Genomic DNA, 12746 nt, shown 5'->3' on the forward strand with positions numbered 1-12746 from the left:
CGGGAGTCTCCTCCCCCAGGCGATCGCCCCGCTGGACTGATCGCCCCGACCCCACGATACCCCCAAATTCCCGAGGGACAAGGCGCAAAAAGGCGCTTGATGGCCGGGAGGGGACCCAAATCCCACGCCGACATTGCCTCGCCCGGGGGGGCTGCCTATTCTGCGGCTTTCCGTCCTGACGCCTGGAGCACCCGATGACCGAGCCGAAGCACCTCTATCTTGTCGACGGTTCGGGGTATATTTTCCGCGCCTATCACAGCCTGCCGCCGATGACGCGGACCGACGGCACGCCGGTCAACGCCGTTTACGGCTTCACCGCCATGCTGATGAAGCTGCTGGCCGATATGGACGCCGACCATCTGGCGGTGATCTTCGACAAGGCGCGGGTCTCCTTCCGCAACGAGATCTACCCGCTTTACAAGGCGCAGCGGCCGCCGCCCCCCGAAGACCTGATCCCGCAGTTTCCGCTGATCCGCGAGGCGGTGCGCGCCTTCAACGTGCCCTGCATCGAGCGCGACGGCTTCGAGGCCGATGATCTGATCGCCACCTATGCCAAGCGGGCCCGGGCCGAGGGGGCGATCGTGACTGTCGTCTCGTCGGACAAGGATCTGATGCAGTTGGTGGGCGAGGGCGTCGCCCTGTTCGATCCGATGAAGAACCGCGCCATCGGTCCGGCCGAGGTGTTCGAGAAGTTCGGCGTGGCGCCCGACAAGGTGATCGACGTTCAGGCTCTGGCCGGCGACGCCGTCGATAATGTGCCCGGGGTGCCGGGCATCGGCGTGAAAACCGCCGCCCAGTTGATCGGCGAGTATGGCGATCTGGAAACCCTGCTGGCGCGGGCGGCCGAGATCAAACAGCCCAAGCGCCGTCAGTCGCTGCTTGATCATGCCGAGGCCGCCCGCATTTCGCTTCAGCTGGTGCGCCTACGCGACGATGTCGAGGTGAGCGAGACCCTGGCCGATTTCGCCACCGCCGAGCCCGATGCCGAGGTTCTGGCCGGCTTCCTGGCCGAGAACGGCTTCCGCTCGCTGCTCGCCCGCGTCACCGCCGTGGCCCATGCCAAGGCCGGCACCACCCCCCAGCCGGCCGCCGCCCCCGCCGACGACGACTATGTCCTGGTCAATACCCTTGCCGAGCTTGGGGTGTGGATCGCCAAGGCGCGGGCCGCCGGGCTGGTTGCCATCGATACCGAGACCGATTCGCTCAAGGCGCGGCGCGCTACCCTGGTCGGCGTTTCGTTGGCTATCACCCCTGGGCGGGCCTGCTATATCCCCTTCGCCCATGGCCTGCGCAAGGCCGAGGGGCTGGACTTCGACGGCGCCGCCCCGCCGGTCGCCAATATCGAAGACAAGGCCGCCGCCCTGGCGCTGCTCGGCGATCTGCTGCGCGACCCCGGCGTGCTCAAGGTCGGCCATAACCTGAAGTTCGACCTGCACGTTCTGGCCAATGCCGGGCTGAGCGACGTGGCGCCGGTCGATGACACCATGGTGCTGTCCTATGTGCTGGACGGCACCTTGCACGGTCATGGCATGGATGAACTGGCCGGGCTGCATCTGGGGCGCCGGACCATCACCTTTGAAGAGGTCTGCGGCAAGGGCAAGGGCCAGATCACCTTCGATCAGGTGCCGCTCGACAAGGCCGTCGCTTACGCCGCCGAGGATGCCGACGTCACCTTGCGGCTTTACCTGCTGCTGCGCGACCGTCTGCTCAAGGAGCATATGGTCCGCGTCCATGAAACCCTCGACCGGCCCATGGTGCGGATCCTCACCGATATGGAGGCGGCCGGCGTGCGCGTCGACGCGCTCCGGCTGAAGGCGCTGTCGGGGGATTTCGCCAAGCGCATGGGCGATCTGGAAGACCAGATCCACGCCCTGGCCGGCCATGCCTTCAATGTCGCCAGCCCCAAACAGCTTGGCGAGGTTTTATTCGAGGAAATGAGCCTGACCGGGGGCAAGAAAAGCCGCAAGACCGGGGCGTGGTCGACCGACGCCCAGGTGCTGGACCAATTGGCCGCCGAGGGCCACGACCTGCCCGCCCGCGTGCTTGACTGGCGCCAATACGCCAAGCTCAAGGGCACCTATACCGACGCCCTGGTCGCCGAGATCGACGAGCGCACCGGCCGCGTTCATACCACCTATGGGCTGACGGTGACGGCGACCGGCCGCTTGTCGTCCAACGACCCCAATCTGCAAAACATCCCGGTGCGCTCGGAAGCCGGCCGCAAGATCCGCGAGGCCTTCATCGCCGCCCCCGGCCACCTGCTGATCAGCGCCGATTATTCCCAGATCGAATTGCGCCTTGTCGCCCATGTCGCCGGCATCACCGCGTTGCGCCAAGCCTTCGCCGAGGGCAAGGACATCCACGCCATCACCGCCTCGCAGGTCTTCGGGGTGCCGGTGGAGGGGATGGACCCGATGGTGCGCCGTCAGGCCAAGGCCATCAATTTCGGCATCATCTACGGCATCAGCGCCCATGGTCTGGCCCAGCAGTTGGGCGTCGGCCGACCCGAGGCGGCGGCCTTCATCACCGCCTATTTCGCCCGCTTCCCCGAGATCCGCAGCTATATGGAAACCGTGAAGGAGGAGGCGCGCACAGTGGGTTGGGTCGCCACCCCCTTTGGCCGGCGCATCCCCATCCCCGGCATCCAGGACAAGAACCCGGCGGCCCGCGCCTTCGCCGAGCGTCAGGCGATCAACGCCCCGATCCAGGGCGGAGCGGCCGATATCATCAAGCGGGCGATGATCGCCTTGCCCCCTGCCTTGGAACAGGCCGGCCTTGCCACCCGCATGCTGCTTCAGGTCCACGATGAGCTGATTTTCGAAGCGCCCGAGGCCGAGGCCGAAACCGCCGCCGCCCTGGTCAAGCGGGTGATGGAAACCGCGGTCACCCTGACCGACGACCAAGGGGAAAGAACCGTCCCCCTGGAGGTCGACACCGGCATCGCCGCCTCGTGGGCCGAGGCCCATTAATCACCCGGGGCGGAGGGGCGATGGACGATTTTGCCTATAACTTGCGCCGGGCCGAAACCGGGGTTCTGCTGCTCGCCGATGATCTGACGGTCACGGCGGTATCGCCGGGCGCCTTGAGCCTGCTTGGCCTCGACAAGCCCGGGGCGCTGCTCGGCCGGCCGATCCTTGATCTCCATCCGCCACCGCTGCGCCCCAAGGTGGCGGTGCTGCTCAAAACCGCGCGCGGCCCCTCCGGCCCGGCGGCGACGGCGGTGCTGTCGCTGCGCGGCGGCCCGGTGCTGATCCGCGCCAGCGCCCTGACCGGCCAGGGCGAAACCGCCTTCGCCCTGGTGCTGACGGCGGTCGGCGAGAGCCGCGAGACCAAAGAGGGGCCAAGCGCGCGGCCGGCCCCGCCGGGGTATCTGCGCAAGGTGCCGCTGGGCCTGGGCGAGACCACCGAATTCGTCGATACGGCCGGCGTGATTTACCTTGAGGCCGATGGCCATTACAGCAGGGTCCACACCGCTTTTGGCCATAGCTTCTGTCCGCTGGCCCTGGCCGAGCTTGAGCGCCGCCTGGATCCCGACCAGTTCCTGCGCGTCCATCGCTCCTATATCGTCGCCCTTGCCCATGTCCGCGCCTTCCGCAAGCGCGAGAGCGGCGGGCTGCTGGTGATGGATACGGGTGCTGGCGATCTGGTGCCAATCGGCCGCGCCCAGGTCACCAGACTGCGCGGCCTTCTGGCCATCTAGGGCCCGCAGACCACCCTTCACGCAAAACGGCGGCGGTTGGTGAATGGCCGCTGACGGCGGCGGGGAGGATGGTCATTCTCATCCTCGCACCCAGTTTCTCTTCAGCGATTTCGGGGGATATCATGACCATGGACGGACCGGCCCACATGCCCCGGCGCTATGTGACCTTCCAGGGCGTCAATGTGGAAGGCCTCAGCCAGCAATTGATCGCGCGCATCTTGTTCCATGTCGCCGATCCGGCCAAAAGCAACGCCTTTTGGGAGCACTTCAAGGCCAAGCTCGCCGATGCCGACAAGACCCTGGCGCGCACCGCCGACAGCCTATGCCTGCTGTGCGGCGCCATCGGCTATATCGACGAGTTGTTCGAAGACAATGACGACGAGGAGGGGCTGACCATCCTGCGTCGCCTGGAAGACGAACTCTGCTGACCCGCACCTTGTCGGCTTAGGGTTTTTCCATCGCCACCCGGCCGATCGGCGTCTGGCGCGGTCCGCGACCGATGAAGACGACCAGCACCACGGCAATCAGACAGAGCAGACCGGCCGAGAAGAAGGCGCCGTCATAGACGCCGCTCGCCGTGCGCAGGGCGCCGGCCGCCCAGGCGGCGGTGGCGGCGCCGATCTGGTGGGCGGCGGCGATCCAGCCGAACATCAAGGCGGCGTTGCCTTCGCCGAAGGCCTGTCCGGCCAGCCGCACGGTGGGCGGAACGGTGGCGATCCAATCCAGGCCGTAGAACACCGCGAACAGCGACAGGCCATAGACATCCAGGTCGAAGGCATAGGGCAGGAACAGCAACGACACCCCGCGCAGGCCATAATACCAGATCAGCAGCACGCGGCTGTCATAGCGATCGGTCAGCCAGCCCGAGGCGGTGGTGCCCACCAGATCGCAGAGCCCCATCAGGGCGAGCAGGCCGGCGGCGGCGACCTCGGGAATGCCCTGATCAAAACAGGCGGCGATCATATGGGTGCCGACCAGACCATTGGTCGAGGCGCCGCAAATAAAGAAGGTGCCTGAGAGCAGCCAGAAATCCCGCGAGCGCAAGCCCAAGGCCAGGGCGCTGGTCGCCCGGCGCAGCGGATTGATCGGCACGCCGGGCGGCGGCTCCAGGGTGGTTTCGCCGTAGCGGGGCAGACCCAGATCGCCGGGCCGATCGCGCAGCAAAAGCCCGGCCAACGGCACCAACAGCAGGGCGGCGCCGGCCACCACCAGCGCCATCGTCCGCCAGCCCTGATCGACGCTGATATGGGCGAGAATGGGCAGGAAGATAAGCTGGCCGGTGGCGCTGGACGCGGTCAGCAGGCCAAGCACCAAACCGCGCCGCTTGCCAAACCAGCGTCCGGCCACCGTAGCGCCCAGCACCAGGGCGATCATCCCGCTTCCCGATCCGACCACCAGCCCCCACAACACGACCATATGCCAGGGCTTGCTCATCAGCGTCGTCAGCGCCACCCCGCCGGCCAGAACCAGCAGGGCGCCAACCACGCTGCGACGCAGACCGAAGCGCTCCATCACCGCCACGGCGAAGGGGCCGATCATGCCAAACAGGAAGATATTGACGGCGATGGCGGTGCTGATCGTCGCCGTCGACCAGCCGAAGTCCCGCTCGAGCGGCACGATCAGGATGCCCGGCGTCGCCCGGATCCCCGCGCCGACTAGCAAGACGAGAAAGGTGACGGCGGCGACGATCCAGGCGTAGTGCAGACCGGCGGGCGGGCGTTTGGTCGGCATCGGCGCTCTCCGCCCGGCCGCTTTGGCTGGGCATAGGGGGGGATCAGGATTGGCGGGCGCGGCGCGCTTCATAGGCGCGCAGATGGGCATGGGCGAGACGAAGCAGCGGCGCTGGACGATCGCCGGCCCGGCGCAGCATCTCGCCCTGGATGGCGTCGGCCTCCACCGGCCCGCCGCGCTCGATATCACGCAGCATCGAGGCCATGATCGGCGAGGTCGCGTCGGTAAGTTGGTCGCGGGCCCGCTTGCGCGCCGCCTCGCCCGGCGGATGACCGTTATCGCTGGCGATCGCCTCGCATTCCGCCAACAGGCCAAGCGTCACATCGCCGGCGCCGGCGCCGATGATATCGCCGATGGCGGCGCGCATCAGGCAGGTGGCGCTGGCCGTCGTGGCGATGAACACCCATTTCTCCCACATTTCCTGAACGATATCGTCGCTGACCGCGAAGTCGAAGCCGGCCCCGCCCAGCATCGCGCCGATCGCCCGCACGCGTTCGGACGGGCCGCCGGCGATCTCGCCCAGGCGCAGAACATCGGCCTGATTGAAGTGAGCGATGCCGCCCTCGCCATCAAGGGTGACCGAAATCAGGCAATAGCCACCCAGCACCCGTTCCGCCCCGAAGCGGGCGCGTAAAGTATCAAGATGACCAAAGCCGTTGAGCAGCGGCACGATGACGGTTTCGCGCCCGACCGCCGGGGCGATGGTGTCGATGGCGTTCTCCAGGTCATAGGCCTTGCACGACACCATGACCACATCATAGGTCCCGGTCAGGGTTTGGCTGGTGACCAGCGGCGGCGCCGGCAGGGCGAGATCACCGCGCGGGCTGATGATCCTCAGCCCTTGGGCCAGCCGGGCGGCGCGGGCCGGGCGAACCAGAAAAGTGACATCGCGGCCGGCGGCCAGCAGCCGTCCGCCGAAATAGCCACCAATGCCCCCCGCACCCAGAATAAGACAGCGCATCACGGTCTCCGTTTGTGAAAAAAAAGCCATGGTTAGGAAACGGCCGCCGAGGACGGGGCCGCAGGAGGGGGCCGAGGACAGGGGCCGAGATCGGTTTGCGCCAAGCCTGTCAGCAGGGCGCGCAGGGTCGCCAGCGCCTCGGCGCCAAAGACCGCCTCGATCCGGGTCTGGGCTTCTTGCCAGAGCGGCCGGGCCTGGGCCAACAAGGCGGCGCCGGCCGGGGTCAAGGCCAGCAGACGGGAGCGGCGATCGCTTTTGGAAATGCTCACCCCGATCAGTTCCCGACGCTCGAGCGGCCGCAGCAGATGGCCGAGGGTCGACCGGTCCATGACCAGGGCGTCGGCCAGAACGTGTTGGGGACAGGGCGCCAGACGGGCGAGACGGGCGAGCAGGGCGTATTGATTGACGCCCAATCCCGAGGGGGCGAGCATGGCGTCATAGAAGCGGCTGACGTGGCGGGTCGCCTGACGCAACGACGCGCAGGTACAGACGCTTTCCGATGCCCCCGCCATAGCCATAGCCATTCCCCCTCCCCATTTCCTCTCCCAAGGCGAGAGTCCAGCATTAGGGGCAATTGCCCCTAATGTCCAGCGCTCGCTGAGGAGGGGGGAGGGGGCGGCACTGGGGCCTATGCGCCGTCCTTGACCTGATCGGAAAACGGCCGGCGGGCCGAGAGGAACTCGCCGACCACGGCCAGTCCTTCGAAATGGGAACACACGACCTTGACGACGACCAGCAGCGGCACGGCGATCAGGGCGCCGACGATCCCCCAGAGCCACGCCCAGAACAACACGGCCAGCATCACCGACAAGGCGTTGAGCTCCAGCCGGCGGCCGACGATCGCTGGGGTAAGGAACTGCCCCTCGACCGAGGTCACCGCCAGATAGCTAAGCGGCGGGATCAGGGCTTGGCCCAGGGAATCGAAGGTGACGAAGGACACCAGGGCGACCAGGGAAATACCGATCATCGAGCCGATATAGGGCAGGAAGTTAAGCACCATGGCCATGCCGCCCCACAGGAAGGCGTTGGGCATCCCCGCCAGCCACAGGGCGCAGCCGACGGCCACGCCCAGACCGGCGTTGATCATCGCCACGGTCAGCAGATAGGACGACACCTCGGTCTCGATATCGCGCACGACGCGGAGCACGCGCAGCTTGTCGCGAAACAGCGGCATCACGTGAACGATCTTCTCGGTGAACATGCTGCCCGAGGCCAGGAAGAACAGGGTGATGACGATGGTCACGCCAAAGGTGGTGAAGCCCGAGGCCAGACTATCGGCGGCTTTGACCAGCAGACCGGGCTGGGCCATCACCACGCGATCGGTATTGTCCTTGGACGAGGTATCGGCCGCCTCTTCGACCTGACGGCTGGCATCGAGCACCACATCGAAGGATTCGCGCAAAGACGACAGCTTGTGGGCGATGCGCTTGCCGATCGAGGGCGCATCCTCGAGCCACGTCGCCACCGGACCGCTGATCGTGAAGCCGATCAGCAGCATGCCGGCGGCGAAGCCCAGGGTGACCACCACCGCCGCCACCCCCTCGGGCACCTTGCGCCGGCGCAGCAGGCGGACGATCGGACTCAGCATCAGGGCGAGCAGCAAGGCGAGAACGATCGGCATCAGCACGTCGCGGCCGAAGTACAAAAAGACCAGCAGCATCATGGCGAACAGGCCGGTCAACAGCCAGCGGACCGTTGTCAGTTGTTGGCGAAGGGTCAAAGGGGGGGGCTCCACTGTGGCCGAACCCCTGCGGTGCGGCCACGCCACAAACGATAGCCAAGCCCCTTGGTTGCGCCAGCTCCGGCGTCTTGCTTGCGCCCCGTCCGGCGAAGGATCAGGACTCCTGTTGCGCCCCGCGGCGCGGTTCTGTATAACCCCTGCTTCCGTGAAATCCGGGCGGCGCGGCTGTGGGCCCTTTTCGGCCCCGGGCATGCCCAGTCGCCCTTCAAGACAACCAGCCGTTCGCCCGCTTGCGGGCGCTCTTCGGCGGACAAAGGAACCCGAAATGCCCAAGTTGAAAACCAAGAGCGCGGTGAAGAAGCGCTTCAGCCTGACCGGTACCGGCAAGATCAAGGTCAAGGTCGCTTACAAGAGCCATCTGCTTTCCAACAAGGGAACGAAGATGAAGCGCCAGGCGCGCGGCACCTTCATCCTCTGCGACGCGGATCAGCGCATCGTGAAGAAGTTCATGCCTTACGGCTGATCGCCGTTCTTCTGGCATAAACACCGACGATAGCACGACCCGAGAGGCTTTCCCATGTCCCGCGCAACAAACGCCAAGACCAACCACGCCCGCCATAAGAAGGTCCTCGACCTTGCGAAGGGCTACCGTGGCCGTAATTCCACGAACTTCCGCATCGCGATCGAAAAGGTCGAGAAGGGCCTTCAGTACGCCTATCGCGACCGTCGCGCCAAGAAGCGCAATTTCCGCTCGTTGTGGATCCAGCGCATCAACGCCGGCGCCCGCGAACAGGGCCTGACCTACAGCCAGTTCATCAACGGCCTGATCCGCGCCGGCATCGAACTCGATCGCAAGATCCTGGCCGACCTCGCGGTCACCGAGCCGGCGGCTTTCGCCAGCCTCGTGGCCCAGGCCAAGGCGGCGCTCGACACGACGGCCGAACAGGCGGCTTGATTCGATCCCGGATCGTTCCGGGAATGGATCAGTTACGCTAACGGACCAAACGGGGGTCGCCACGGGGCGGCCCCCGTTTTTCTTGCGCCCGCGTCCGGCGGCCGTTCCCCGGGAGCGGACCATCGGGGGTGGGACGGCACCAGGACAGGACCAGGACAGACGTCATGGATAATGTGGAAGACCTGCGCGGCACCCTGCTTTCCGCCGTCGCCGAGGCCGGGGATCTGGACGCGCTCGACGCCATCCGGGTTTCCGCCCTGGGCAAGAAGGGCCAGATCACCGGGCTGATGAAAACCCTGGGCGCCATGGATCCCGAGGCCCGCAAGGCCGCCGGTCAGGCGCTCAATCTGGTCAAGGACGAGATCGCCGCCGCCCTTGACGCCCGCAAGGCCGATCTCGCCGCCGCCGCCCTTGAAGCCAAGCTGGCCCGCGAGCGCCTTGATGTCTCGCTGGCCCCGGCCCCCGAGGCGACCGGCGCCATCCATCCGATCAGCCAGACCTGGGAAGAGGTGGTCGCTATCTTCGCCCAGATGGGCTTCGAGGTGGCCGAGGGCCCCGAGATCGAGGATGATTTCCATAATTTCACGGCGCTGAATTTTCCGCCCGGCCATCCGGCGCGCGCCATGCACGACACCTTTTTCCTGCCGACCCGCGAAGACGGCAGCCGCCACCTGCTGCGCACCCATACCTCGCCGGTGCAGATCCGCACGATGATGGGCCGCAAGCCGCCGATCCGCATCCTGGCGCCCGGCCGTACCTACCGCTGCGATTCCGACATGACGCACACGCCGATGTTCCACCAGTTCGAAGGGCTGGTCATCGACAAGGCGACCCATTTCGGCCATTTGAAAGGCTGTCTGCACGAATTCGTCCGCGCCTATTTCGAGGTCGACGATCTGCCGATGCGCTTCCGCCCCAGCTTCTTCCCCTTCACCGAGCCCTCGGCCGAGGTCGATATCGGCTGTTCGCGCAAGGGCGGCGCGTTGAAGATCGGCGCGGGCGACTCGTGGCTGGAGATTCTCGGCTGCGGCATGGTCCATCCCAATGTGCTGACCGCCTGCGGCCTTGATCCCGAGGAGTATCAGGGCTTCGCCTTCGGCATGGGCCTGGAGCGCATCGCCATGCTGAAATACGGCATCCCCGATCTGCGGACCTTCTTCGAGTCCGATCTGCGCTGGCTGCGCCATTACGGCTTCGCCGCGCTTGATCTTCCCACCCTGCACGGAGGGCTGTCGCGATGAAGTTCACCATCGGCTGGCTCAAGGACCACCTCGACACCCAGGCCAGCGTGGCCGATATCGCCGAAAAGCTGACGGCGCTCGGCCTGGAGGTCGACGCCATCGAAGACCCGACAGCGGCGCTGGCGCCCTTTGTCGTCGGCCATGTCATCGAAGCCGGCCCCCATCCCGATGCCGACCGGCTGAAGCTCTGCCGGGTCGATAGCGGGACGGATATTTTGCAGATCGTCTGCGGCGCCCCCAACGCCCGCACCGGCCTGAAGGTGGCCCTGGCCCTGCCCGGCGCCGTCATCCCGGCCACCGGCGATGTGCTGAAGAAGGGCAAGATCCGCGGCATCGAAAGCCAGGGCATGATGTGCTCGACCCGCGAATTGGGCCTGGGCGAGGATCACGACGGCATCATCGAACTGCCCGCCGACACCCCCGTCGGCGTGCCGCTGGTCGATGTGCTGGCCCTTGATCCGGTGATCGACATCGCCATCACCCCCAACCGCGCCGACGCCCTGGGCGTGCGCGGCATCGCCCGCGATCTGGCCGCCGGCGGCCTGGGCGGGGTGATCGCCGACACGCTCACGGCGATCCCCGGCCGCTTCCCCAGCCCGATCGGCGTGGCGATCGACCCGGAAACTCTGGCCAGCGGCGCCTGTAGCCACTATGTCGGGCGGTACTTCCGGGGCGTGCGCAACGGCGAAAGCCCGGCTTGGCTCAAGGACCGGCTGAACGCCATCGGCGTGCGGCCGATCAGCCTGCTGGTCGATATCACCAATTACGTCACCTTCGACCGCGCCCGGCCGCTGCATGTCTTCGATGCCGACAAGCTGACCGGTACGACGATCACCGCCCGGCCGGCGCGCCAGGGCGAAATCCTGCGCGCCCTTGATGGCCGCAGCTACACGCTTGACGCCCCGGTGGTCGCCATCGCCGATGGCGCCGGTCCCCAGGGGTTGGGCGGCATCATGGGCGGCGAGGACACGGGCGTTGACGAAAACACCGTCAATGTTTTCCTGGAATCCGCCCTGTTCGATCCGGCCAATACCGCCGCCGCCGGGCGCTTCCTCGGCATCGACTCCGACGCCCGCTATCGGTTCGAGCGCGGCGTCGATCCCGAAAGCTGCCTGCTGGGCGCCGAGTTGGCGACGCGGATGATCCTTGATCTGTGCGGCGGCGAGGCTAGCGAGCTGGTGATCGCCGGCGCCCCGCCGGTTTGGCGGCGCACCATCGCCCTGCGTCCGGCCCGCGTCGCCCGCCTGGGCGGCGTCGCCGTCGAGCGCGCCGAGATGGTGGCGAAACTGCGCGCCCTGGGCTGCACGGTCGAAGACGACGGCGCCGAGGCCCTGCGGGTCGACCCGCCGTCGTGGCGGGTCGATATCGGCGCCGAACATGATCTGATCGAGGAAGTCGTGCGCCTGCACGGCTTCGATCTGGTCCCGGCCGTGCCGTTGCCCCGCGATCCGATGCCCAAGGCCGTGCTCACCCCCGGCCAACGGCGGATGATCACCGTGAAGCGCACCCTGGCGACGCGCGGCATGCTTGAAGCGGTGACCTGGTCGTTCCTGCCGCGCGCCGTGGCCAAAGGCTTTGGCGGTGGCCAGGACGCCTTGGTGCTGGCCAATCCGATCAGCAGCGATCTCGACGCCATGCGGCCGTCGATCCTGCCCAATCTGATTGCCGCCGCCGGCCGCAACGCCGCGCGCGGCTATGGCGACCTCGGGCTGTTCGAGGTTGGTCCGCGCTTCCATGGCGGCGAGCCCGGCCAGCAGACCCTGGTGGCCGCCGGCCTGCGCGCCGGCAAGATCGCCCCCCGCCATTGGTCGCGGCCGGCGCGCGATGCCGATCTGTATGACATCAAGGCCGATGTGCTGGCCGCGATCGAGGCCGCCGGCGCGCCGACGGCTTCGCTTCAAGTCAGCGCCGACGCCCCGGCGTGGTTCCATCCCGGACGGTCGGGGCAGATCCGCCTGGGCCGCACCGTGCTCGCGGCCTTCGGCGAGATCCATCCGGCGGCCTTGGCCCTGCTCGACGTCAAGGGGCCGATGGTCGGCTTCGAGCTTGATCTTGATGCCCTGCCCTTGCCCAAGGGCCGGCCGAGCAAGACCCGGCCGCCGCTGACGCTGTCGCCCTTCCAGCCCGTCGCCCGCGACTTCGCCTTCGTCGTCGAGGCCGGGGTCGCCGGTGACGCGGTGATCAAGGCGGCGCGCGGCGCCGATAAGGCCTTGATCACCGACGTGGTGATCTTCGACGTCTACCAAGGCGATCGCCTGGAAGCCGGGCGCAAATCCCTGGCCCTGTCGGTCACCTTGCAGCCCACCGACCATACCCTGTCGGACGAGGAGATCGAGGCGGTCTCGGCGCGCATCGTCGGCGCCGTCACCAAGCTGACCGGCGGCAGCCTGCGCAGCTAAAACCAAGGAAGCACCCGGATCGGAGAGGCCCTTAGAGGGGTGTGGGTGACCTATGTCGCTCACACCCCTCTTGGATTT

General features: G+C 67.1%; 11 protein-coding genes. 7 read left to right on the top strand and 4 right to left on the bottom strand.

Going from position 1 to position 12746, the window contains the following annotated elements:
• The first annotated feature begins 194 nt into the window (after positions 1-194).
• The 3 genes from polA to cowN all read left to right on the top strand — a co-directional run bounded on the left by polA (position 195) and on the right by cowN (position 4128).
• Positions 195-2969 (top strand): DNA polymerase I, encoded by a 2775-nt coding sequence (gene polA, locus RRU_RS18155; protein WP_011391261.1) that lies wholly within the window; start codon positions 195-197, stop codon positions 2967-2969.
• 20 nt (positions 2970-2989) lie between these two features.
• Complete coding sequence (rcoM, locus tag RRU_RS18160) at positions 2990-3700, top strand: CO-responsive transcriptional regulator RcoM (protein ID WP_011391262.1); 711 nt, start codon at positions 2990-2992, stop codon at positions 3698-3700.
• Between the two features lie 122 nt (positions 3701-3822).
• Positions 3823-4128: a N(2)-fixation sustaining protein CowN gene (cowN, locus tag RRU_RS18165; protein ID WP_011391263.1), complete on the top strand. Its 306-nt coding sequence runs from the start codon at positions 3823-3825 to the stop codon at positions 4126-4128.
• 16 nt (positions 4129-4144) lie between these two features.
• Here the strand turns inward: cowN and RRU_RS18170 are convergent, their stop codons facing one another.
• From RRU_RS18170 to RRU_RS18185, 4 genes are all read right to left on the bottom strand, one after another.
• Positions 4145-5431, bottom strand: coding sequence for an MFS transporter (locus tag RRU_RS18170; protein WP_011391264.1), 1287 nt, complete (start codon positions 5429-5431; stop codon positions 4145-4147).
• Between the two features lie 43 nt (positions 5432-5474).
• Entirely contained in the window at positions 5475-6392 is a 918-nt protein-coding gene (gene panE, locus RRU_RS18175; protein ID WP_011391265.1) for a 2-dehydropantoate 2-reductase, read from the bottom strand.
• 32 nt (positions 6393-6424) lie between these two features.
• Positions 6425-6916, bottom strand: a complete 492-nt coding sequence (locus RRU_RS18180) for a MarR family winged helix-turn-helix transcriptional regulator (RefSeq protein ID WP_011391266.1) — start codon at positions 6914-6916, stop codon at positions 6425-6427.
• A 104-nt stretch (positions 6917-7020) separates the two neighbouring features.
• A complete protein-coding gene (locus tag RRU_RS18185; protein ID WP_014626611.1) occupies positions 7021-8112 on the bottom strand; it encodes an AI-2E family transporter in 1092 nt (363 codons plus the stop codon).
• A 286-nt stretch (positions 8113-8398) separates the two neighbouring features.
• On the opposite strand from RRU_RS18185, the gene rpmI reads away from it, so the two are divergent.
• The 4 genes from rpmI (at position 8399) to pheT (ending at position 12668) form a co-directional block, all read left to right on the top strand.
• Positions 8399-8596 (top strand): 50S ribosomal protein L35, encoded by a 198-nt coding sequence (rpmI, locus tag RRU_RS18190; RefSeq protein ID WP_011391268.1) that lies wholly within the window; start codon positions 8399-8401, stop codon positions 8594-8596.
• A gap of 54 nt (positions 8597-8650) precedes the next feature.
• Positions 8651-9028: a 50S ribosomal protein L20 gene (rplT, locus tag RRU_RS18195; protein WP_011391269.1), complete on the top strand. Its 378-nt coding sequence runs from the start codon at positions 8651-8653 to the stop codon at positions 9026-9028.
• 164 nt (positions 9029-9192) lie between these two features.
• Positions 9193-10269, top strand: coding sequence for a phenylalanine--tRNA ligase subunit alpha (pheS, locus tag RRU_RS18200; protein WP_011391270.1), 1077 nt, complete (start codon positions 9193-9195; stop codon positions 10267-10269).
• Entirely contained in the window at positions 10266-12668 is a 2403-nt protein-coding gene (pheT, locus tag RRU_RS18205; protein ID WP_011391271.1) for a phenylalanine--tRNA ligase subunit beta, read from the top strand. Before pheS ends, pheT begins: the two co-directional genes overlap by 4 nt.
• Positions 12669-12746 lie beyond the last annotated feature (78 nt).

Source organism: Rhodospirillum rubrum ATCC 11170 (genome assembly GCF_000013085.1).
GTDB classification, from domain to species: domain Bacteria; phylum Pseudomonadota; class Alphaproteobacteria; order Rhodospirillales; family Rhodospirillaceae; genus Rhodospirillum; species Rhodospirillum rubrum.